We start from the raw sequence: 23996 nt of genomic DNA, 5'->3' as shown, positions 1-23996 counted from the left end.
GGGCCCTTGCTTTCTCAAATCTCGCTGAGCACGCCGGTGTTCGCTCCAAACTTGTCCAGTTCGATGCCCGTTTGCTGGATCATGCGGACGAAGAGATTCGAGAGGAAGGTGTTGTTCTGCTTGTCGTGGACGATGTGGCCCGCGTGCTTGTAGCCGCCGCCGGCGAGGATGACGGGCAGGTTCATGTTGTCGTGGTTCGACGCGTTGCCGAGGTTGCTGGCGAAGAAGATGGATGAGCGGTCGAGCAGCGTGCTGTCGCCCTCGGTGCTGGCTTTGAGTTTGTCGAGGAACTCTCCGAAGACGCGCATCTCGGCGTCTTCGATGAGCGCGAGCTGTTCCAGCTTGCCGGGGTCCTGGCCATGATGCGAGGCATCGTGGTGGCCGATGTTCACGCCCTGGATCTCCGGCTTGTCCTGCGACCCGAGCCAGAGCGAGATGGCGCGGGTGCTGTCGGTTTGAAACGCGAGATGCACGAGGTCATACCACTGGCGGCTGCGCTCGACGAGCTGCGCGCTGCTCAGCTCCTGCGGCGGCTTCACGTCGAGCTTCGGCTTGGGCGTGAGCTGCCAGGTTTCATCCTGTTGCAGCTTCTGCTCGGCCTCGCGGATGGAGGAGACATACAAATCGAGCCGGTCACGGTCTTCGCTGCCGAGTTTGGCGTTCAGGCTGCCGAGTTGATCACGCACGTCGTCGAGAATGCTCTGTCCGTCCTTGATGCGGCGCATTTCACGGGCGGTTTCGTCCGCGGTGCCCTGGATGAAGAGCTGCTTGAAGACGCTGCTCACGCGCTGCTCCGCGGGAAGGCGCACGCCACGGCGGTTCCACGCCGCGCTGCCACCGCCGATCACGAGCGAGTTGAACCGCGTCTGCCCCGCGAGGTGCGACGCGACTTCTTGATCGAGAGAGATGCTGTTTTTGATGTCGTTTGGCCGGATGAAGTCGGGATGCACGCCGGTGAAGAGCCCGACCTCCGCGTAATGCCCCGCGCCGTAGCGATGCGAGAGGCCCGAGAAGACCGTGAAGTCCTCGCGGCGGCTTTGCAGGAACTTCAGGTAGCGGCTGGGCGTGTAGTTCTTGCCCGTGTCCGTCGGGAAGAAGTTCGGCGCATGCATGCCGAGCGGCCTGCCGACCAGCAGCACACGTTTCGGCGTCGAGGCGGCCTTTTTCGCCTCCGCGGCGCTCAAAGGCATCATCGCATCGAGAAACGGCAGCCCGATGGCAATGCCGGAGGAGCGCAAAAACGTGCGGCGGTCGAGAATGGGGCGTGGCATGGCGGTTAAACGTCCTGCGGAGGCTCATCTCTCCATTCGGATGACAAACGATTCCACCGAGGTGGAAAGCGTGTGCGCACCATCCGCGATCTGGAGTCCCACATGCTGCTTAAATGGAAGTTCGATGACGCTATGTATGGGATTACTTGTGAGTTTTTCCATACGCTCGCTCCACCTTCGCCACGCGGAGTTGGTAATCCGCATACCATCGCGACTTGCCCGTCTCTTGTGCGATGCGGTGTTCCGCGTTCGCCTTCCAGTTCGCGATGGCCTGCGTGCTCTCCCAATACGAGACCGTGATGCCAAAACCGCCCGCCCCGCGGGCGCTCTCCACGCCGAGAAAGCCCGGCTGCCCGGCGGCCAGCTCCACCATGCGATCCGCCATGTCGCCATAACCTTCATCGCCCTCCGTGCGCTGCGAGGTGAAGATGACCGCGTAGTAGGGTGGCGCAGGTGTTGAGGCGAAGGCGGACATGGGGATTAATGGTCAAGAACGTGGATGTCATCGCCCACTCGGATGACACCATCGCTCAGGATGTCCGCCCGCAGGCCGCCGCGGTCGGCGAGGGGCTTTAGCAGGGCTTTGCCGGTCACTTTGTCCAAGTGGGCACAAGGCGGGCAGAGGCGGATGCCTTCGATGAGCACGGTGCCGATGCGGAAGCGCTTTCCGACGAGGTCATTCAGTCGCAGGCCCTCGGTCACGATGTTTCGCCGTGCCTCATCGGCGCTGAGGCCGATCTCGGCGAGCACTTCGCTTTCGATCAGCGTGAGTTCGCGGCCCGGGCCTTTGGGTTCCCAATTCGTAAACGTGCCGCAACCTTCAAAGTAGCGATCCCCGACGAGGCCGCGATGGGCCCGCGCCTCGGCCACAGTCACCGCCTGCGGCAGCACGGTGGCGGCTGGGCTGATGTAGATGGCGGCGACGGTCGCGGGCATGCGCCGATGGTGGCCGCCGCATGAAACGGCGCAAGAGCCGCGTCCGTTACTTTCGGGGCGTGGCGGGCTTCCGCTTCCCGATCTCCGACGTATCGAGCACTTCACCGCGAAGGTTTTTGAACTGAGCCGTGATCGTCTCGGCTCCGGGACGGAGCGTGAGAAGCAGGTAATGATCCTCGCGAGCGTTGAAGCGGGACTGCGGATCTTTGTAGAGATCGCCATCGCCTTTGAGGCAGGTGTTGAAGCAGGGCAGGCCGTTGAACTCGGCCCGCTCGGCGAAGTAGCCGAAGCCGGTGAAGACCGCGCTGGTCTGCTCAAAAAGAGGCAGCCAGGCTTTTTGGTCGTAGCTGCGCATGAGGGCGTTTTGCTCGTTGTTCAGCGTGAGCACGAAGGCGGCATCGCTGCGGGCTGCTTCGCGTGCGAACCACGCATGCTGCTCCGAACCGGCGGTGATGGGATGATTCGTCTGCCACGTCGTGCCTTGATCCTTCGTGTGGCTCGCGTCGAGGGCCAGAAGGCGCAGGCTGAAGTCCGGAATGTCGAAGCGCCAGCGCCACTCCACATCCGGCAGCACGAAGAAATCGCGATACGCCTTCGCCTCGACATCATACACGGCATGCGCGGGCGGTTTGGGGCCGCGCGAGGTGATCTCGCGGTCGTGATTGCCCAAAATCGGCATCAGCGGCGTGGAGCGAAACAGCTCGCGATGCTGATCAATAAGCGCGCTGAAGGCTTCGTGCCCTCGCGGCCTTTGCCATGCAGATCGGGGACATTGTCGCCGAGTGTCACAAGCAGATGCGGATCGTCCTTCATCAGCGATGCGAGGTCCTTGCCCTTCGCAAAGCCCCAATCGCCCACCATCGCGATGCGCAGTTCCTTCGTCGGATAGCCTTTGAAGTGAAACACCTCCGACGCATCGCCACCGCTGCGCACGCGGTAGTGATACACGACGTCTCGCTGCTCCAGCGGGATCTCGACGTGATGCAGCGTGACCTGCTCATCGAGCTTCGCCTGCAATCCCAGTGCCGCGCTCGTGCCAAACTCCACCACCGAGCCACCGGGCGTGTCTGTCTCCCAGTTGATGACGATCTTCGATGGATCATTCGAGGCATGCGTGAGCCACACCCGCTCAATCGGTGCGGCGGCGAGAGTGGTGGTCAGCAGAAGAAAAAGAGAGCGGAGCATGGACCGAATCATACGCGGTCCGCGGGCGAAACTCAGCCACTTGCTGATGTTTCGGATGACATGATGCCTGCACCATTGGCGTTCCTTGCGACCCAACTTCCGTATGAAACGCATCGCTCTCTTCCTCCTCGCCGCCTTCACTTTGCACGCCCAGCAGCGTGTGGAGGTCTCGCGTGATCTGTGGATCTCTGCTTACTCGAAGGAGGTGGAGGGAAACAATGGCGGATCGCACCGGCTGAAGCTCAAGGGCATCCAAGAGTTCTTTCTCATCGACTTTGATCCAGCGGCGCTACGCGGGAAGAAGATCGTCAAAGCGCAGCTTCATGTGCATCTCGCCTCGCCGGAGGCTCCGCTGCGGCGCACGACGGTGTCATCGATCACGCAGGAGTGGGTGGAAGGCACCGGCAGCAGCTATGCGAAGACACCGGGCGCGAGTTCCTTTGTGTGGGCGAAGACCGGTGAACTGCGCTGGGGCAACAACGATCCCGACATCACCAGCGTCGTGTGCGGCGAAGGCGGCTCCGTGTGGGGCTTTGGCGAGGCCTCCACGCCGGATGCGGAGGGCTGGCAGATCATCCCCATCGCTCCCGAAGTGGCTCAGGCGAGGCTCGATGGCCGTTCGCATGGCTTTTACGTCATCGACGACATCGGCAACGAATACACGCGCGATGGCAACGCGGTGAAGTTCACGAATTTCGTGAATCGCTACGTGTCGAGCCGCGAGGACAAGCGGGTGCATAAGCCCTACTTCACGCTGTGGCTCGAAGATGGTGCGGTGGAGGCTCCAAAGGCCGTTTCGGAGGTCAAATCGGTCACCGCAGCCATTTTGCCGGAGATGCCGAAGGTGGAGGCCGTGAAGCCGAATTTGCCCGCGAAAGACGTTTTCGGATCCGAACTGGCCTCCACACACTTTTTCGCGGCGAAGGGCGAAACGATCGGATTTTCGGTCGCTGGCCCAGCCATCGTAAAAGCGCAGAGCTTGGGTGTGAAGCTCTACTCGATGCCCAAAGTCGGCGGCATGCATGATCCGCTCGTGCCGGGCACTGGCGATGACACCTTCATCGAGCTCCACGTGCCGAAAAACACGCCCGCAGGCAAACACGGCGGCACGGTGACGGTGAATGGCACCGTGATGCCGTTCACGATCACGGTTTGGAACTTCACGCTGCCGGATCGTCTGTCGTTCCTGCCGCAGATGAACGCTTACGGCCTTCCGGGGCATGTGCGCGACTACTACCGGCTCGCGCATGAGCATCGCGTGGTGCTGAACCAACTGCCGTATGGCTGGACGGGCAAGGTGGATGAGCCCGCGCCGAAGCTCGGCGGCGATGGGAAGTGGGATTGGACGAAGTTCGATGCCGAGTTCGGCCCGCTGCTCGATGGCAGCGCCTTCGGCGATCTGCCGCGCGGCGCGGTGCCGGTGGAGGCGTATTACCTTCTGCTGAACGAGAACTGGCCGATGAAGCACGACGAGCACTTCAAAGGCGGCTACTGGATCGAGAGTGCCTTCGATGAAGGCTATTGGACGCAGTTTCGCGCGATGTCGGCGGAGATCGCGAAACACTTCGAGGCCAAGGGCTGGACCGAGCCGATGTTTGAGTTCTACCTCAACAACAAGGTGTACTTCAAAAAGGACGACTGGCGGAAATGCAGCGCGGCGTGGATTTTCGATGAGCCAGTGCACACGCAGGACTTCTGGGCCATCCGCCACTACGGGCGCGAGTTCTGGAAGGCCACCGAGCCGTTCAAGCATATCCACCTCACCTATCGCGCCGACATTTCCCGCCCGCAGTGGCAGCGCGAGTTGCTCGATCACTGCGTGAACGTCGAAGTCGTCAGCGGCGTGCTGCGCGACTACTGGCCGCGTGTGCAGCGTCGCGCCAAGGACTGCGGCAATCTTTATTACATGTATGGCAGCGCGAACGCCATCGGCACGCCGAACATCACGAATGCCGCATGGTGCGTGGAAGCATGGTCGCTCGGTGCGGATGGCGTGGTGCCCTGGCAGACCATCGGTCGAAAAGAGTCCTGGCAGACCCCCGACGAGCTCTCCGTGCTCTACCCCACTGACAACGGCCCTGTGCCCAGCCTGCGTTTGAAGACCTTCCGCGCCGGTCAGCAACTCGTCGAGTATCTCACGCAATACGCCGCGGTCAGTGGCGAGAGCCGCGAAGCGGTCATGGCCGCTGCGCGAGCCATCCCAGGCCTCAGCGCCACGCTGGTGAAGAAAAACGAGGAAGACGCCGGCAAGTCGCAATTTGGCAAAGACACACAGCCCGCCTTTGAAGCGCTGCGGATGCGAATTGGAGCCTATCTCGATGCCAAAGCGCCTGCTCCGAAGGATCGCTGGCATGATCCACGGCCTGCGCGGCCGGATTTGAAGAAGGCGCGGGAGATCGTGCCGCTGGTGCAGTGAAGCAGCTCACTTGCTGCGAAACGGCCTGCTCTGCACGATCTCATGAACGAGCGAGCGAAAGCCGAAGTTCTTCGTTTTCACTTTGGCGACGATTTGCTCGATGACTTCGCGGTCGGCGAACTGCGGCTCGGCGCCGGTGGCGTAGGTGAGGAGTTTTTCGGCGAGGTTGCGGGCGATTTGATCGGGGTTGGCGAGGAGGAGGCGCTTGTAGTCCTCGACGGTGGTGAAGGTTTTGCCATCGTGCGTGACGCCGCCTTTTTCGACATCGGGACCGCGATAAAAGGCGCGACCGGTGTAGCCAGCAAGCTGCACGATGCCGGCCTGCGTGCGGGCGGAGGCGCGGTAGAACTCGCGGTAGCCGCCGATGGGGTCAAAGGACTCCAAGGCGAAGCCTGGAGGGTCGATGTGCTGATGGCAGGAATTGCACGAGGCGATGTTGCGATGCTTGTCGAGCTGCTGGCGGATGGTGGTGGCTCCACGGATATCCGGCTCGATGGCAGGAACGTCGGGTGGCGGTGGTGGCGGCGCTTTGCCGATGATGTGCTCGAGCACCCACTTGCCACGCAGCACGGGCGAGGTCGTGGTGCCATCGGCGGTGACTTTGAGCACGCTGCCCTGCGTCATCACGCCGCCGCGATGCGAGCCCGCAGGGAGATTCACGCGGCGGAATTCGGATTGGGGAACTGAAGACAAGGAGACAATCGGACCATGAGACAATGAGACAGGGAGAGTCTCCTTGTCTGATTGTCTCACTGTCTGATTGTCTTTTGCCGCTGCTTCGAACGCCTCCACAATCCCGTAATGCTCGGCGAGGCGGCGATTCACGAGCGTCCACGACGAATCGACGAACTCGAGCACGCTGCGGTCGTTTTGCAGCACGTCGTCGAAGAAGCGGCGTGTCTCCTCGGGCATGGCCCAGAGCAGCGTGCCGTCGAAGTCGCCGTAGAGATTCGGATCAGGAATGGTGGCGTCGATTTTGCGGAGTTCGAGCCACTGGCCGGTGAAGTCATCGGTGAAGCCGCGTGAGCGTGGTGACTGAAGCAGGCGCTCGGTTTGTTTTCGCAGCTCATCCGGCTTCGTAACGTCGGCAGCGAGCAATTCGGCATCCGGAGGCAGCGAGGTGAGGAAGTAGGCGAGACGATTCGCGAGCGCGAGGTGGTCGAGTTCACCGGGTGCTTCGACAAAGAAGAGAAAATGTGGCGAGGTGAGCACGCTTTTGTAGCCGTAGGTCATGGCATTCACGAAGCTCTCGCCCGCGTCGAGCCTAGCGTGCACTTTGCCGATGTAGTGCTTCAGCGTGTCTTCTTCGACCGGACGACGAAACGCACGCGGGATGAAGGTGCGCAGCAGTTTTTCCGCGTCTTCCTTCGGCGTGGCGCTGACGGGCTCGAGCGGATCATTGAGCCATTGGTAGATGTTCGTGCGCTTGCTCCAGTCCTGCGGCTTTTTGCCTTCCGCTTTGGCTTTGGCGGCGGATCTGGGCATCAGCTCGGCATGGCCAAAAAGCGTGCGATAGGCCTGCGAGGGGAATTCATCGACGGGGCCTTCGATTTCGAGCCACTCGATGAGAAAACCGGGTCCAGTGTGATCTTCGATGGGCTTTTTGGTCGCGCGGATGTCCCAGTTAAGCTGGAGTTGCAGCACAAAGGCCTCGCCGGCTTCGAGATCGATCTCCGTTTCGATCACACGCGGATCGCCGGGCGGAAAATCGACGACATCGCGCACCACCGGCGGCTCGCGCCCGCGGTCGATGGTGCAATACGCGACCGGCACGGGCACATTCGCCGCGCCGACGGCAGACGCGGACATGCGCACTTTGTAGCGGCCCGCGCCCTGCACGCCCGGCGTGCAGACGAGGCCGTAACGCGGCAATTTGCTGTAAACGACGAGCGCATCGCCCTTGAGGAAGCAACTGCGCGTGAGCGTCTGCTGGAAGTTCGAGCCCTTTTGCGAGATCTCGCGGCCCGTGCGGCGCTCTTTGACGGGCAGATGCGGATGCACCGGAATCACTGAGCTGACGGCCTTCTCCGCAGCCGCTTGATAGAGCAGCAGATGTGTCGAGGAGAGGTCCAGCACGGTGCTCACATTGTCGAAGCCGCCCGCGCTGTTATCCGCGGGCAGCAGGTCTTTGAGCTTCGGACGCGTACCGGTGAGCTCGCGCACGGTGTTCTCGTATTCGGTGCCGTTCAGACGGCGGATCGGCACGCGGCCCTGCGTGCGCTGTTGTTCCAAAGAGGCCGCGTGCAGCGACTCGCGCAGGATGTTCAGCGATTCATCGCGCAGCGCCTGCGGCGGTTGATCCGACTTCTTCGGCGGCATTTCGCCCGCAGCGATGCGGTCGTGCACCTTGATCCAAGTCTTCATGCTCACCTCGCCATCGAGCCGCAGTTTGCCCTTCTGCACGTCCTCGCCGTGGCACTCGACGCAATGCGCGTCGATCAGCGGCCGCACCTTCGGCTCAAAGGCGTGAAGCGAAGCGGCAAAGAAGAGCCCTGAGATGAAAAGTCGGCGCATGAAGGCGAAACGATGGCTGTGGCGAAAATATCTCGCGGCCACGCCACGTTATTCAGGGCCGCTTTCCACCATGAAACTCACCCGCCGCCTCCTGCTCGCCTTCGCCGCTCTCGCCACCACCGCCTTCTCTGCCGATGAGGAAGGCTTCACGCCTCTGTTCAATGGCAAGGACTTCGCCGGCTGGAAGGGCCCGGTGGAAAACTACGAGGTGAAGGACGGCGCGATCGCCTGCAAGGCCGGCAAAGGCGGCACCATCTACACGGCGGAGGAATACGCTGACTTCGTCGTGCGACTGGAGGTCATGATCCCCGCGGGATCGAACAACGGTCTCGCCATTCGTTACCCAGGCAGCGGCGATACCGCGTATGTCGGCATGTGCGAGCTCCAGGTGCTGGACAACGACGCGCCGAAGTATGCGAAGCTCGATCCTCGCCAGTATCACGGCTCCGCCTACGGCATGGTGGCCGCGAAACGCGGTCATCTGAAGCCCGCGGGCGAGTGGAACGTGCAGGAAGTCACCGTCAAAGGCTCCACCATCAAAGTCGTGCTCAACGGCGTCACCATTCTCGACTGCGATCTCAGCAAGGTGAACATGGACGAGGTCATGGGCAAAAAGCCGCACCCCGGCAAAGACCGCACCAGCGGCCACTTCGGCTTCGCCGGTCACAACGACCTCGTTTTGTATCGCAACATCCGGATCAAGCGGCTGTGAGACTTGATAACCTGCCCTGGCACACCCCCGCTAACTCCATGCGCCTTCTCGCCCTGTCTTTGCTCGCCACCTCGTTTGCCCTTGCTGACGAAAAGCCGGATCTGCCCATCATCGACATCTCGGATCAAAAAGATCGCCACACGATCATCGCGGCGGGCACGGAGCAGGTTTATCAGGGGCATCCGACGACCACGCTGCTCGCGGATGGCCAAACGATCTTTTGCGTGTGGTGCATCAACCACGGCGGTGCGGCGGGACCGATGGCGCGGAGCGATGACGGTGGCAAAACGTGGACGCGTATCGACGACACGCTGCCGGAGGGCTTCAAGACGCATCAAAACTGCCCCAGCATCTACCGCATGACAGATTCCGCAGGTAAAGAGCGGCTGTGGGTGTTTTCAGCGGCGAAAGGCAATCGCAAAGGCCCGGGCATGCCGAGCATCATGAGCGAGGACGCTGGCAAAACTTGGAAGGAGATGCCGCCGCTCGGTTTTCCCTGTGTCATGACCTTCAGCAGCATCGTGCGGCTCAAAGATGGCCGTTACCTCGGTCTCTACCACAAAGGCCCCGGCGGCGCGGACAAGGCACCGCTCGAAGTGCTACAAACGATCACTGCGGACGGTGGATTCACTTGGAGCGAGCCGAAGGTCGTCGCGAGCTTGGCGGGCAAGAATCCGTGCGAGCCGTTTGTCTTCCGCTCGCCTGACGGCGCGGAGCTTTGCTGCCTGATGCGCGAAAACACGCACAAAGAGCGCAGCCTCGTGATGTTCAGTCGCGATGAAGGTCAAACCTGGAGCGCGCCCGCCAACACCAGCTGGGGCCTCACTGGCGACCGCCATGCCGGCGTCTTCACAAAGGATGGCCGCATGGTGGTCGCGTTTCGCGATCAAGCTCTCAACAGCCCGACGAAAGGTCACTTCGTCGCCTGGGTGGGAACCTATGACGACATCAAAAGCGGCAAACCCGGCCAATACCGCGTGAAGCTCCTCCACAGTCACGCCGAGCGCGTGAGCGACTGCGGCTATCCTGGCATGGAGCTCCTGCCTGATGGCACCATCGTCGCCACCACCTATGTGAAGTATTCACCCGGCAAGGAGAAGCACAGCGTGGTTAGCGTGCGCTTTGATTTGGAAACCACTGACGCTCTGGTGAAGCCATGAAAACACTATTTGCCTTGTTGCTTGGTGCCTCGTTGCTAAACGCCCAGCCCTTCCTCGTCGAAAACGGCCAGCCGCGTGCCGAAATCATCATTAGCGACAAGCCCACGCGCACTCAGCGAGTCGCCGCGCATGAGTTTCGGCAGCAGATCGAGAAAATCAGCGGCGCGAAGTTGCCCATCGTCACGCAGCCTTCGGGTAACGCGGTCAAAGTGTTCATCGGAGCGAGCAATTCATGCCCAGTGAAGGCAGAGGGACTCAAAGACGGCGCGTATCGCATCGCTACGGGCGCGGATTGGATGGCACTGATCGGCGATGACGCCGATTTCGAGCCGGTGGGGCCGTTTGCGAAGCACAATGGCGACATCCCGCGAGCACAGGCCGAGTGGGATAAAATCGTCGGAGCACCGTATGGGCTGCCGAATCCCGGTTTGTACAAGCATCGGGCCAAAATCCCGCTGGATGGCGAAACACTCGAAGTCTGGGGCCTCGACGAACGCGGCAGTTTCAACGCGGTGAGCGGCTTTTTGCAAAAACTCGGCGCCCGCTGGTTTTTGCCCGGCGAACTCGGCGAGGTGCTCCCCACGATGAAGACCATCGAGCTACCGAAGCTCGACGAAACCGTGAAGCCGGAATTCGCTTTGAGGCAGTTCAACTTCCGCTTTGCCACCTGCGGGCCGGACTCCGCGCTCTGGGTCATGCGACTCGGCATTCGCAATGACGAGCGCCTGCAAATCGCCCACGGCATGGCGAACATGACGAATCGTCAGCCTGTGTTCGACGCCCATGCCGACTGGTTCGCGATCTACGGCGGCAAACCCGACTTCAAGGCCGGCGACTCGAAGTGCCAGCTCTGCTACTCGAACGACGAACTCTTCCGCGAGACCGTGCGCTATGCGCGAGCGCTGCTCGACACCTTCCAGCTTGAAAGCGTCTCCATCATGCCGCCCGATGGCTACACCTCCATCTGCCAATGCGAGAAGTGCAAAGGCAAGGACTCGCCCGAGCGCATCGAGCGCGGCCTGCTTAGCGATTATGTGTGGGACTTCGTCAATCGCGTGGCCAAAGAGGTCCGCAAAACGCATCCGAACGCGAAGGTGCTGAACTGCGCTTACGGCGTCTATACCCTGCCACCGCTGAAGATCGACAAACTGGAGCCGAACGTGCTCGTCGGCATCGTGGGTGGTCGTCGCCCGATGAACATCGCCGCCTCCAAAGCCGAGGGCGAAGCCGCGCCGGAAGCTCTGCGTGCAGCTTGGGCAAAAAAGACCGACAACCCCATCATCAACTTCGAAAACTATCCCTTCACCGATCGCGGCTGGTATCTGCCCGCCTTTGCCTCGAAATCGATGGGTGACAGCGTCCTCGCCACCAAAGGCATGTCGCAAGGCGAAGACATCTGGCTCACCGTGCGTCAGGACTTCGATAAAGTCGGCATCGGCTTCAATCACTTCCTCGTCTATTTCACCGCCCGCGCTTATTGGCCCGGCTACGAGCCAACCGCCGCCCTTCGTGAGTATTGCCGCCTCTTCTACGGCCCTGCTGAGAGCGAGATGCACACCTTTCTCACCTTCTGTGAAACCAACTGGAAAGTGATGGATGTGGACAAGGCCAAAGCCGATGAAGCGCTCGCGCTTTTCGAGAAAGCGAAGGCCAAAACCGATGTCGCGAGCGTGTTTGGCAAACGCCTCGCTCTCATCGACGACTTCCTCAAAGGCCTGCGCATGAAGTCACAGCAGCTCGGCCAAAAACGCGGCCCCGTGCCCACCGTGCGCCTGGTCGGCGATGCGAAAGGCATCGTCATCGACGGCAAACTCGACGACGAATACTGGCAAAACTGCCCCGCAGCCGCCACGGGCAAGTTCCGCGAGCTTCAAACCGGTCGCGTGCCCACCTTTGGCTCCTCCTTCAAAGCCGGATGGCAAGGCAACAACGTCGTCTTTGCCATTCGTTGCGATGAACGACGCGGCGATAAGCTCAACATCACCGCAACCCGCGAGGATGATCAGGCCTTGTGGCTTGGCGACGCCATCGAGATCGAACTCGCCACCGAAACGCACTCCTATTATCAAATCGCCGTCAGTCCGAACGGTCACATCGTCGATCTCGATCGCGGAGCGCCGCGCAGCCAGTGGTTCACATGGGACTCGAAAGCCGAAGTCGCCACGCACATCGCCGACGATCATTGGACCGTCGAAATCCGCATTCCGGTCACGGAGGATGAAAACGATCCACTGCATCAAATCATCGGCCGCCACCCCACGCAGAGTCTGCCTTGGCACATCAACCTCTGCCGCCAGCGCATCCGCGAGGACGGTGAGGAGCACAGCGCCCTCTCGCCCACCGGCGTATCCAATTTCCACGCCCCGATGAAGTTCGCCCACTTCTATGGTGGTCGTTCCCATCAGTTCGACGCCGATCCGAGCGTCACCGACTTCGCGCTCGGTTTTCAGGCCGCGATACAAAAGCGCAAGCCCGAGCCCTTCCTCGCTCTCGCCGCCACCACGCCGATCTCCGGCTTCCAAAAGTCCGCCGCACTCGAACAAGCCGCGCTGCTCGACAAAAACGCAACCTTCCTCGACCAAATCCCCATCGCTGCCGTCCAAAAGACCGCGCAGATGCAAAACCTGCTCGCCAACTTCAAAGCGCTCGAACTCGTGAAGCAATTCGCCGCCGAAGATTTCTCCCAATGGCCCTTCTGGAAGCGCGGCGATGGTTTGCATCATCGCGGCCGCGCCTACTCGATCACGAAAAACGGCGACAAAGCCGAATCCGACCTCAGCGCCGCTTTGGAGTTCACGGGCGACCTCCGCGTCCGCGAGACCATCCTGCTTTTGCTCGCCCAAAACCGTGAACTGAACCTCAAAAACGACGAAACTGCCCTGCAAGCCTACGAAGCCATTCTCGAAGGCAAAACGCGCCTCGGTGGTGCCGATGAATACTCCGCTCTCCAAGGCATCGCGCGCATTCAAACGCGTCAAAGCCAGTTCGATGAAGCCTTGAAGACCCTGAACCGCGCCGAGCCGGAAAAACTCCAAGGCGTGTGGAAAACGAACTTCGAGAAATCCATCGAAGCCGTGAAGCAAGCACAAAAATAGTCGGACAGTTCGCTCCAGAGTTTGGCGTCTGGTTCTGACATGAAACCGCTTCTCTTTCTCTGGTGTGTCGCGTCAGCCTTTGCCGCTGATGCGCCCACGCTTCACCCAAAGGCCTCCGCGTTGCCATTCACGCATCAGGGGCCGTTTGTGAGCACTACGGACGGAGGCGTGCTGTGCATCGACACCCACAACACGCTCCGCAGTGATGATGAGGGCCGCACCTGGAAAACCACCACGATGTTTGAAGGGCCAGCGAAGTTTGCCGTCAGCAATGAACGTGCCCTGCTGCGCACTCGCGAAGGCGTCATCCTTTCCGCCTGGATGAACGGAGCTGAAAGACAAGCACCGAAAATCTGGCATTGGGGCGAGAAGGACGTGCAGTGGGCAGACTTCATCCTGCCCACCTACAGCAGTCGCAGCACCGATGATGGCAAGACGTGGGAAACGCCGCTGAAGCTGAGCGATCCCTGGTGTGGCTGCATTCATTCACTCATCCAGATGAAGAGCGGTCGCATCGTGCTCGTGGGCCAGGAAATCATCCCTCAGTGGCGTCATGCGACGGTGATGTGGGCCTCTGATGATCTCGGCAAAACCTGGCAGCGCGGCGATGTGCTCGACTACGGCATCGGTGCTCATGACCACGCAGGCAGCATCGAAGGCAGCGTCATCGAGCGAAAAGATGGCTCGCTTTACCTGCTGCTGCGCACGGAGTCCGGCTACTTGTGGGAAGCAACCTCGCGCGATGGTTTGAAGTGGGACGCCTTGAAGCAAACGACGATCAAATCCGTCACCTGCTGCCCGCAAATGGCACGTCTGGCCGATGGCCGAATCGCACTGCTTTGGAACGCGCCTCCAAGGCATGATCCTAGCAGCGGATCGAGTCGCTCGGAGCTGTCGCTGGCCTTTTCCGAGGACGAAACGGCCTCGTGGTCGAAACCGGTCATCGTCGCGGCGAATTATGCGCCCGGTGGTCGCGTGTCCTATCCTTATCTCTACGAGCGCAAGCCTGGCGAGCTTTGGATCACCACGATGCAGGGCGGCCTGCGCATGAAGGTCAACACCGCCGATCTCGGCGCGGGTGAGATCCCCGTCTTCGTGCCGCCGCCGAAGTCCGTGCCGAAGCCCGGCGGCATCATCATGTTTGGTGACAGCACCACCGCGCCGCGAGGCAATGTGAAAGTGTATGCCGAGCGGGTGCAGACGGCGCTGCAGGGCATCGGATCATCCCTCAGCGTTTACAACGCGGGCGTTCCTAGCAACACGACCGTGCAGGGTCTCAAACGCCTGAAACAGGAAGTGCTGGCCTACAAACCGCGCGTCGTGGTGATGCAGTTCGGCATCAACGACTCCGCCGTCGATGTCTGGCGTAATCCGCCGATGACCGAGCCGCGTGTCTCGCTGGAAGCCTTCCTCGAAAACTACCGCGCCATGATCACCGCAACGCAGAAGCAGGGAGCCAAGGTCATCCTCATGACCACGAATCCGCTGCGCTGGACCTCGAAGCTCCGCGAACTCTACGGCAAGCCACCTTACAACGCAGATGCCGAGGACGGTTTCGAGTCGCTTAACCTCACGAACTACAACGCAGCACTCCGCAAGCTTGCCTCAGAGCTGAAAGTGCCGCTCGTCGATGTCCATGCCGCCTATCCGGCCTTTGCCGCGAAAAACAAGATGACTGTCGAGGCCATGCTCACCGACGGCATGCATCCCGGCGATCTCGGGCATCAACTCGTCGCCGAGTTGCTCGTGCCGGCGATTCGTGATGCGGTCAGGTGAGTCTTACTTCGACCTCAAACCCGCTGTGTTCACCGAAATGACGCGGTAGGCGTGTTTCTTGCCCGCCTCGGCCTTGGTGTCGGTGAAAGTCATCTTCACGAGCGGATTCGTCGGCGTGTCGCTGTATTGCAGACCTTGGAAGATCGGCCTGCCGAAGGGATTCTTCGGCTGCTCCGGCACCGTGGCGATCTGCATGCCGTCGCGCTCAATGATGAAATGGGCGAGACCACTTTCGAGATCGGCCTCGGCGTCCCAGGCGAGTTCGTTGCCGTTCACGCGCACGTTCGTCGGCGCAGGCGGTGGGGTGGTGTCGGTAATCTGCGTGTCTTTGACGAACTGCATCCAGGCTTTTGCAACGGCCTCGTTCGGCAGCCAGACGGCCTTGTTCGCATCGCCGTTGAATTGGGCGGCAGGAACGGCCTCGGTGCCCAGCAGAGGGGCGAGCCAGGCGCCATCCGTCGGCATCGCGTTCATCGCATCGCCGCTGTTTTTCGGCAGACGAGCGCTTAGGCATGCATCGAGCCATGGAATCGCCATGTAGCGTGAGTTGCCGCACTCATGCGCGGTCAGCGGATCGACGGCGACACCAATCAAACCTCCTTTGCCGCGCACGGCGTTGAAGAACTCCTCATTCGCGGGCCACACGCCGGCAAAGCGGCCTTCTTTGACGGTGACACCCTCCTTCGTGCCTGGATTGCACATCACCGGCACCTTCAGCGCTGCATCCGGCACAATGTGAGTTTTGATCGTCGTGCGCTTCGCATCCTCTTTCAGCAGTGGCACACCGCTGCGCAGCCATGCGGCGGCGACGCGATCAGGATGCGTCAAAACCATGCCGCCCGCCCAATGACCGCCGCCGCTGTGGCCCCATAGCGCCCACGGCACCTTCGACAGCTCCGGGTGACCGCTCTTTGCCCCTAGATCGACGAGACATTTCTGAAACGCGGTGCCCGAACCATTGCGCGGATCGCACCACATCTGGCAGTCGGCTTTTTCCGGCTGCTCATACGAGGGCGCGAGCAACGCGCAGTCATGCTTCTTCGCCAGAGCCTGCCAGTGCAGGTCAAAAGCGCCCGTCAGGCCCGACTTGCATGATCCCTCACCACAACCGTGCTGATGCACGATCACGCCACGCACGGCCTTCACGCCCGGCGGAATCCAGATGGTGTAGTTTACTGGAAAAATCAGCTCGCCCGGCTTTGTCGAAGCCTCATAGCGAACGCGGTAGTAAGGCGGATCGGCCGCGGGAAAGACATCATACGGCGCATTTTGCGCGGACAGGGAAGTGGCGAGGGCGAGAAGAGCGAAGGCGAGGTGACGCATGGCTGAAAGCAAACAGAGAACAACTTCGAGAAGTTGCACGCAAGCGGCCAAAAACTGCGTTTGATCCGGGCTCGCATGAAACTCCTCATCGCCTCCGTCATCCTCGCAATTCACGTTCCGTCGTTCGCCCAGACCTCAATTAACCCGCCCAAGGGCGAGCCGACCAACGCCGCGGAGGCGGCCGCGCAGAAAGCGAAGGCCGACGCGGTGGTCGAGGAGCGGTATCAGGCGCTCGTCGCGAAGCTCCCGCCGGACCAGCAGGCCTGGGAACGTGTGCTGCAGGACCAGTTGGGAGGCTTTTACCTGCCCATCCACAAGCGCGAAAAGATCGCCGGACGTTCCAGCGCCTGGGACTTCGTGCAGGATGATCCGAAGCTGCCGCGTGTGCTGCTGATCGGCGACTCGGTCTCCCGCGGCTATACGCAGGCGGTACGCAAAGCGCTCGCAGGAAAGGTGAACGTGCATCGTGCGCCTGCGAACTGCGGCCCGACAGCGAGCGGCCTCAAAAACATCGAGGTCTGGCTCGGCGACGGGAAGTGGGACCTCATTCACTTCAATTTTGGCATTCATGACCGCAATACCCCGATTGCAGACTACCAGCAGCGGCTCGAGCAGCTCATCGAGCGTCTGAAAAAGACTGGAGCGAAGCTCGTCTGGGCCAGCAGCACGCCCTGTCCCGACACGAAGAACGGCCAGTACAAATCCGCGCCCATCCTGGAGCGCAACGCGGCCGCGGCGGAGGTGATGAAGCAGCACGGCATCGCCATCGACGATCTTTTCACCGCCATCACGCCGCATCTGGCCAGCATGCAAAATCCTGACGACGTCCACTTCAATGCCCAAGGATATGATTTCCTCGGGCAAACAGTCGCCCAGGCCATCACGGCAGCCTTGAAATAAACCTCTCACGCCCCTCCACCCATGAAGCTCGTCGTTCTCCTGCTCATCGCTCTTGGTGGCGTTTCCATCGCCGCTGAGACACCCGCCAAGAAAAAATCCGCCATGGGTGCCGATGCGCCTCCGGGCAAGGTTTACGTCTATAAAGAGAGCGCCGGCAAACCGCGCCAGATGGAGATCTATTTCCCGCCGAATCACGACCCTGCGAACTCCAAAGTGCCCGGCATGATCCTCTTTCACGGCGGTGCTTGGGGCGGAGGCTCGCTCGGGCAGTTCCGCATTGCCTGTGCCTACTTTGCCAGTCGCGGACTCGTCTGTGCCACGGCGGAGTATCAGATGCTCAGCGCGGCGGATGCCAAAAAGCTGCCTGCGGGCGAAACTCGCAAGCGCGTGTGCGTCACCGATGCCAAAAGCGCCATCCGCTGGTTCAAACAACACGCCGGTGAGCTCGGCATTGATCCGCAGCGCATCATCACCGGCGGTGGCAGCGCAGGCGGACACATCAGCGCCCTCGCCACGATGAATCCCGGCCTGAACGACCCCGCGGACCCGAAGGACATCGACACGAGCGTCGTCGCGTATGTGTGGTTCAATCCGGCCTTTGCCACCGATGACCACAAGGACCCCGAGATCGACGTTTTGCGCCATTTGAAGGCCGATCTGCCGCCTGCCATCGCCTTCTTCGGCGACATGGACAATTGGAAGAAAGGCTGGGACACCGCCCATGCGAAGTGGAAGTCGCTCGGCACGAAAACCATCGATCTCCAGATCGCGCCCGGCCAGTCGCACAGCTTCTTCAACAGCGGCCCTTGGCAAACGGTCACGCTCATCGCCGCGGACCAGTTCCTCGTGAAGCACGGTCTGCTCACCGGCGAGCCCACCAAGACCATGCCCGCCACCGGCGAGAAGCTCGTACCGACGCCTTGACCATCACTCCACCACTCCATGCACCCGTTACTCCTCATCACTTCGTCCTTCCTCATTCTGGTTTCCTCATTCGCCGCCGAAGGCGACGGCACCTCGCTCTTCAACGGCAAAGACCTCACCGGCTGGGATGGCGATCCGAAGCTCTGGAAGGTCGAAAACGGCATCGTCATCGGCACGAATCCCACGCCGGAGGCCATGGCGAACAACAGCTTCCTCATCTGGCGCGGCGGCACGGTGAAGGACTTCGAGCTTCGCGCCACTGTCCGCGTCATCGGGGATAACAACAGCGGCATCCAGTATCGCAGCCGCGAGCTCAAGGACGTGGCCCCGTGGGTGATCACCGGCTACCAGTGCGACATCCATCCCGCGATCGAGCACACCGGCATGACGTATGAGGAGCGCGGTCGCGGCATCTTCGGCCTGAATGGCAAAAACGTCCTCCTCGACCCCGATGGCGCCCTCTGGCAGCTCAGCGAGCACTCGCCCGTGAAGGTCGATGTGAGCCAGTGGAACGAATACGTCATCGTCGCACAGGGAAACCGCCTCCAGCACTTCATCAACGGCCAGCCCACCTCCGAACTCATCGACCACGACGCGGCCAAACGCACGCTGGAAGGCCTCCTCGCCATCCAGCTCCACAAAGGCAACCCCAACCGCGTCGAGATCCAAGAGCTCCGCCTCAAAGTCCTGCCAGAAATCCCGCTCGTCCCCTTCGAGCCCGCCAAACTGCCCGCCACGACGACGAAGATCGAAAAACCACGCACCAGCCGCCCACAAGGCACGGGGCCGGTGGTGCCGGTGAAGAAGTGACGAATCGGGCGAAGCAAAGTAGATCTCGCTCCGTCGAGATGAGCTGAGCGCTCCGCTAAGTCAGGCGTTTTCAAACTTCGAACGTCTTCCGATACTGCGCCAGCCTTCCGCTCATCTTGCGGTGCATGATGGCTACCGTGCTAGCGCGATTTCATCCTCACTTCAAAGCGCTCGACTTTGAGCTTGTCAGAATCCTTCACTCCATGCCAGATTGCTGCGTGGCTATGAGGGTTCTTCCTTCTAAACTCGGATTTAGAGTCCTCGCTCTCCACACTCTGCCGCGATTGCTGATTTCAGTCGGCAATCGCGGCCTGCCTTTCTCCCATGAACGCCATCTATCTTCGCCGCAGCCGCAAAGTTGTGTTGAAACCAGGTTCTGGCAGCCAGCCGGATGACACCATCGCGGCCATGCAGAAAAACCTTGAGGCGCTTGGCTTCTTGATGAGCCCGGCATTGATGGAAAGAGTTCGCACGCTGGAGCAGGATGCTCTCGCAAGCTTCTATCGCTCACTGATCAAAGACCTGCGTGAGCTGGTGGGTGCTCATCGTGAGTTCAAGCCGATGTATCCCGACTTTCCGGAACAAGTGCGCCAGATGCCCGAAGGACGCCTCTACTTGAACGCCATTCTTCACTACCTGACGAACAAACTGCCCGTATTTGCCAAATCAGACCGCCCGGCGTTGGCTGAAGCCGTCGAATTGCGTGTGATCGATCTTGGCGACCGCGAGGACTTCGAGCGGATTTTCACCCGCCTCGCCGGAGCAAAGACCTCACTTTCGCCATCTGACAAAGCCGACCTAATCTGGTTCGTATCCCAGTATCAGGAAAGGGTCGCGCCATTGCTGCCCTCGGAGATACCATCGAAAGAGAACCTTGCCGTGCTTGGCGCTTCGCTGATCCGGCACGCGTCCGCGACCGCTGGCATTCTGAATTCCCACATCAAGACCGCCACAGACGTACTTCGTCTCGCCGTGGCATTGTCCGATGGAGATGTGTCTCTCGCCTCCAGTGTGAAGTTCACCAAGTTCACCCGTGCATGGAGACGAACCCTGCTGGCATGGCTGGAGCGGACGGGCAATCCGGTGGAGGACATGCTGCGCTGGAAGAAGCGTTGGATTCGCCTTGGTGAACGACTGCATCCCGGCGACTACGCCGAAGTCTTCCCCAAAACCTACGCAGCCTTCAAAGCTCTCCGAAACGACGAACGGGTGGTCACCTTCAATAGTCAGATGGAGGCACTGCTGGCTGCGCGGAATGCGGAGAGTGCCTTGCGCATGTTGGAGTCGAGGCCGGGCGATCTGGCGCGGCGGCTGGATCATTTACTTCGCATCGCCACGGACCGCGACACCGTCCTGGCAAAGTTTCGCCTTACAGCGGCCAGCGTGTCCACACCGGTGCTGCTCCAGATGCTCGCTCACTTCCGGCAACGCGATTCCATGCCGGACTTGCGCATCTTCTTTCCGAAAGGTGAAGTCGGAAAACTCTTTGCCATTCCGTGTGAACTGCCTGTTCTACCAAGCCATGTCAGGGGCGAAGTCACCTCTCTTTGCGAAGAGGCTTTAGTGGAGCGTTTTTCGAAGAAACCATCACTCGGGAACTGCTGGCTCGACAGTCGCATGGCGCACTACATCGTTCCGCTGGCTCAACGATCGGCTTCCAAGGCCCTGCGCACCATCACGCGTGGCAGCCGCCTGCCGCTTCCTTGTGCCAAAGTGCTTCGATTCTTCATTTGGTGGCGAAATGGCTCCAGCCGCACGGACATCGACCTCAGTGCAGCACTCTTTGATGCCGATCAGCGACATGTGGACCATCTTTCCTACTACAATCTAAAGAACTTCGGAGGTTGCCACAGCGGAGACATCGTTGATGCGCCTCAAGGTGCTTCGGAATTCATCGACGTGGAACTCGACAAGCTTCGCGCCAGCAAGGTGCGCTACATCTTGATGATGATCTCCAGCTTCACTTCCCAGCCCTACTGCGATCTCCCGGAGTGCTTTGCAGGTTGGATGTCCCGTCAGGAATCCGGGTCAGGAGAGGTTTACGAGCCCAGCACCGTGCAAGACAAGCTCGATGTGGCATCCAACACACGGATCTGCATTCCCGCCGTTTTCGATCTCGAAGCCCAAGAAGTGATTTGGGCTGACCTGGCGCTCAAAAACCATCCGGCTTACAGCAACAATGCCATCAATAACCTATCTTCATTGTCGCTGATGCTTCGATCACTCACGAGTATCGCGAAGCCCGACCTGCACACGCTATTTGCGCTTCATGTTCGTGCGCGGGGAACTATGGGTGCTTCGCCAGCAGATGCCGAAACGGTTTTTTCTCCCGAAGCAGGGATCACGCCGATGGATGTGGATCGTATTCGTGCGGAATTCTTGTGACGGGTGCTCAGCCCCGAACAACATGGCTACTTTGCTCACGCCGATTCGTTGCCTTTCCACCCTATCCCCATGCGCCTCTTCCCCCTCATCTTCTGTCTCCTTGCCCCATGCTCCCTGCTCCAAGCCGCCGCAGGCGCACCAAACATCATCATCCACTTCATCGACGACCTCGGCTACGGCGACATCGGGCCGTTTGGGGCGGTGAAGCAGAAGACGCCGCATCTGGATCGCATGGCGCGGGAGGGGATGAAGCTCACGTCGTTCTACGCCGCGCCGGTGTGCAGCGTGTCGAGGGCGCAGATCATGACCGGATGCTATGGCGCACGCGTTTCCGTGCCCGGCGTGTATCCGCCCGGCAGCAAAAACGGGCTGCATCCGCAGGAGCACACCATCGCGGAGCGCTTGCGGCCGCTGGGCTATGCTACGCAGTGCATTGGCAAATGGCACCTGGGCGACCAACCGGCGTTTTTGCCGACGAAGCAGGGCTTCGATCACTACCTCGGCATCCCGTATTCGAATGACATGCTCAAAACCGCGTCGGTGGACGGTCGCCGCGTCGTGCCGCTCGTGCGCGATGATCAAGTGGAGCGCCTGCTCGATGAGACGGACCAGGATCGCATCGAGGAAATCTACACCGACGAAGCCGTGAAGTTCATCCGCAGCACCCAATCAACGAAGAACCAAGAACCAGGCACCAAGAACACGTCGCAGCCGTTCTTCCTCTACTTCCCGCACACCGCCGTGCACACGCCCATCCATCCCGGCAAGGCCTTCCAGGGCAGCTCGCAAAACGGCCGCTTTGGCGACTGGGTGCAGGAGGTCGATGCCAGCGTCGGTCGCGTGTTCGACACGCTGCGCGAGCTGCAGCTCGACACGAACACGCTCGTCATCTTCACCAGCGACAACGGCCCCTGGCTCATCAAAGGTCCCGATGGCGGCAGCGCGGGCCCCCTGCGCGGCGGCAAAGGCAGCACCTGGGAAGGCGGCGTGCGCGTCCCCACGCTCGCGTGGTGGCCCGGCAAGATCGCGCCCGGCAGCGTGAGCGATGCCGTCGCCGGCACCATCGACGTGCTGCCCACCTGCCTGAAAATCGCCGGAGCCGAAGTGCCCGCGCAGCCCGTGATCGATGGCCGCGATCTCTCCCCGCTGCTCTTTGGCCAGAGCAAAGACTCGCCACGCGAAGCCCACTACTACTTCTCCAGCTACAACCTCCAGGCCGTGCGCCAAGGCCCGTGGAAGCTCGCGCTCACCATGCAAAAGGAAACCATGGGCCAAGAAGCCGCCGACGATGCGAAAAAGAACCCGCGACTCTACCACCTCGATCAAGACATCGGCGAGAAGACCAACCTCGCCGCCCAACATCCCGACATCGTCGCCAAACTCACCGCCCTCGCCGAAAAGATGACCACCGAGATCGGCGGCGACGAACCCAAGTCCCGCCGCCCGCCCGGTGAAGTCGAAAACCCCATCACGCTGTATCCCACGAGCGACAAACCCAAGGAACGGCGCAACGCGAAGCAAAGTCCCCCTCTCGCTCCGCGAGAGGAGCCAGGCGCTCCGAAAGCACCTCAAACCTACGATTTGAGCGCCATGCTCCGAAGTGCGCCGAAGGCTCATCTTGCGGAGCAAGATGGCTACCTTGCTCACGCCACACTCGCTGCCGACAAAGCCCCGCAAATCGCCGACACGCCCTTCACCCTCACCTGCGAAGTCACCACCGCGCAGCGCGATGCCATCCTCATCGCCCACGGCGGCGCCAGCACCGGCTACGCGCTCCATCTCAGCGGCGGCAAGCTCATCTGGGCCATCCGCCACGGCAAAACCCTCACCACCGCGCAAACCGACTACCCCGCCGACAACCAACCCCACCGCATCACCGCCACACTCGGCAAAAAAGGCCAGCTCACCCTCCAACTCGATCAAAACGAGTCCGTCACCACGAAAGGCCCCGGCCTCATCCGCTCACAGCCCAAAGAAGACTTCTGCCTCGGCCACGACAACAAAGTCCCCGTGGCCACTTACACCGCGAAGGGGAAGTTTGAGGGGAAGATGCGCTTGGTGAACTTTGAGTGATCGGGTATGCTAGCGGCCTAAACTTGGCGTGAAGAAGAAAGAATACAGGTATCGAATTCAACATGCGTGCTTCAAATGCCGGAAGGCTTTTAAGTTCGAGTATCTGACTTTGGAGCAGGAGCAATCCGCATGGCTGAGCTTCAAGCTGTCGGGCAAGAAGCCGAGCACAGAGTTCATCGAAAACCCACATGTATGCCCTGAATGCAAAAATCCTGTGGAGTTGATGGGCAGAGCTTTTCGTGCACCCAAAGCAGACGATTTGGACGCATGGAAGGCTGTCGAAATCTTGTTTTTGGCTGGCTATCGCTTCTGGTCTTCCGTTGGCAACCTGCCAACTACCTCCAAAGAAGCCAAAGCATTCGTGAAAGCACACAGGCTGACCAATGAAGGAGAGAAGCTTGCTCACAGAATCAAGGCTACGCATTCCTGCTGAATTCCTGGCATTAAAGATTCAGCCTCTCTGCTCCTCAGCCCCTCTGCGGCAAAACCGAGCGTCCTGAACGTTCGATTCTGCCG

The 23996-nt window shown here is 60.7% G+C and carries 18 protein-coding genes; 11 read left to right on the top strand and 7 right to left on the bottom strand.

The features are described 5' to 3' along the window. Positions 1-14: 14 nt before the first annotated feature. The 5 genes from ACILSE_RS10065 to ACILSE_RS10045 form a co-directional block, all read right to left on the bottom strand. Complete coding sequence (locus ACILSE_RS10065; protein WP_395717257.1) at positions 15-1271, bottom strand: DUF1552 domain-containing protein; 1257 nt, start codon at positions 1269-1271, stop codon at positions 15-17. A gap of 142 nt (positions 1272-1413) precedes the next feature. Further along, entirely contained in the window at positions 1414-1746 is a 333-nt protein-coding gene (locus ACILSE_RS10060) for an antibiotic biosynthesis monooxygenase family protein (protein ID WP_395717256.1), read from the bottom strand. Positions 1747-1751: 5 nt separating this feature from the next. Next, positions 1752-2207: an MOSC domain-containing protein gene (locus tag ACILSE_RS10055; RefSeq protein ID WP_395717255.1), complete on the bottom strand. Its 456-nt coding sequence runs from the start codon at positions 2205-2207 to the stop codon at positions 1752-1754. Positions 2208-2253: 46 nt separating this feature from the next. Next, positions 2254-2886, bottom strand: a complete 633-nt coding sequence (locus ACILSE_RS10050; protein ID WP_395717254.1) for a hypothetical protein — start codon at positions 2884-2886, stop codon at positions 2254-2256. Continuing rightward, positions 2886-3392, bottom strand: a complete 507-nt coding sequence (locus ACILSE_RS10045; protein WP_395717253.1) for a hypothetical protein — start codon at positions 3390-3392, stop codon at positions 2886-2888. The genes ACILSE_RS10050 and ACILSE_RS10045 overlap by 1 nt, the downstream gene beginning before the upstream one ends. Positions 3393-3495: 103 nt before the next feature. On the opposite strand from ACILSE_RS10045, the gene ACILSE_RS10040 reads away from it, so the two are divergent. Continuing rightward, on the top strand, positions 3496-5808 hold the full coding sequence (locus ACILSE_RS10040) for a hypothetical protein (RefSeq protein ID WP_395717252.1): 2313 nt from the start codon (positions 3496-3498) through the stop codon (positions 5806-5808). Between the two features lie 6 nt (positions 5809-5814). On the opposite strand, the gene ACILSE_RS10035 is transcribed toward ACILSE_RS10040, so the two are convergent. After that, positions 5815-8322: a DUF1592 domain-containing protein gene (locus ACILSE_RS10035; RefSeq protein ID WP_395717251.1), complete on the bottom strand. Its 2508-nt coding sequence runs from the start codon at positions 8320-8322 to the stop codon at positions 5815-5817. Between the two features lie 70 nt (positions 8323-8392). Here ACILSE_RS10035 and ACILSE_RS10030 point away from each other — a divergent pair, with 70 nt between their 5' ends. The 4 genes from ACILSE_RS10030 to ACILSE_RS10015 are packed head-to-tail and all read left to right on the top strand — an operon-like array spanning position 8393 to position 15065. Next, on the top strand, positions 8393-9034 hold the full coding sequence (locus tag ACILSE_RS10030) for a DUF1080 domain-containing protein (RefSeq protein ID WP_395717250.1): 642 nt from the start codon (positions 8393-8395) through the stop codon (positions 9032-9034). A 38-nt stretch (positions 9035-9072) separates the two neighbouring features. Beyond that, complete coding sequence (locus ACILSE_RS10025; protein ID WP_395717249.1) at positions 9073-10194, top strand: sialidase family protein; 1122 nt, start codon at positions 9073-9075, stop codon at positions 10192-10194. After that, complete coding sequence (locus tag ACILSE_RS10020) at positions 10191-13289, top strand: DUF4838 domain-containing protein (RefSeq protein WP_395717248.1); 3099 nt, start codon at positions 10191-10193, stop codon at positions 13287-13289. Before ACILSE_RS10025 ends, ACILSE_RS10020 begins: the two co-directional genes overlap by 4 nt. A 39-nt stretch (positions 13290-13328) precedes the next feature. Next, entirely contained in the window at positions 13329-15065 is a 1737-nt protein-coding gene (locus ACILSE_RS10015) for an exo-alpha-sialidase (protein ID WP_395717247.1), read from the top strand. 3 nt (positions 15066-15068) lie between these two features. On the opposite strand, the gene ACILSE_RS10010 is transcribed toward ACILSE_RS10015, so the two are convergent. Beyond that, entirely contained in the window at positions 15069-16388 is a 1320-nt protein-coding gene (locus ACILSE_RS10010) for a hypothetical protein (protein WP_395717246.1), read from the bottom strand. A 75-nt stretch (positions 16389-16463) separates the two neighbouring features. Here ACILSE_RS10010 and ACILSE_RS10005 point away from each other — a divergent pair, with 75 nt between their 5' ends. From ACILSE_RS10005 to ACILSE_RS09980, 6 genes are all read left to right on the top strand, one after another. Further along, positions 16464-17288, top strand: coding sequence for an SGNH/GDSL hydrolase family protein (locus tag ACILSE_RS10005; RefSeq protein WP_395717245.1), 825 nt, complete (start codon positions 16464-16466; stop codon positions 17286-17288). 21 nt (positions 17289-17309) lie between these two features. Further along, positions 17310-18212, top strand: a complete 903-nt coding sequence (locus tag ACILSE_RS10000; protein ID WP_395717244.1) for an alpha/beta hydrolase — start codon at positions 17310-17312, stop codon at positions 18210-18212. An 18-nt stretch (positions 18213-18230) separates the two neighbouring features. Continuing rightward, on the top strand, positions 18231-19022 hold the full coding sequence (locus ACILSE_RS09995) for a DUF1080 domain-containing protein (RefSeq protein WP_395717243.1): 792 nt from the start codon (positions 18231-18233) through the stop codon (positions 19020-19022). 324 nt (positions 19023-19346) lie between these two features. After that, a complete protein-coding gene (locus ACILSE_RS09990; protein ID WP_395717242.1) occupies positions 19347-21407 on the top strand; it encodes a TerD family protein in 2061 nt (686 codons plus the stop codon). Between the two features lie 69 nt (positions 21408-21476). Then, positions 21477-23480, top strand: a complete 2004-nt coding sequence (locus ACILSE_RS09985; RefSeq protein WP_395717241.1) for a sulfatase-like hydrolase/transferase — start codon at positions 21477-21479, stop codon at positions 23478-23480. Between the two features lie 28 nt (positions 23481-23508). Continuing rightward, complete coding sequence (locus tag ACILSE_RS09980; protein WP_395717240.1) at positions 23509-23913, top strand: hypothetical protein; 405 nt, start codon at positions 23509-23511, stop codon at positions 23911-23913. The last annotated feature ends 83 nt before the right edge of the window (positions 23914-23996 follow it).

Origin of the sequence: Prosthecobacter sp., assembly GCF_044236155.1 — a bacterium.
Lineage (GTDB): Bacteria > Verrucomicrobiota > Verrucomicrobiia > Verrucomicrobiales > Verrucomicrobiaceae > Prosthecobacter.
This window is presented reverse-complemented; position numbering and strand designations above follow the sequence as displayed.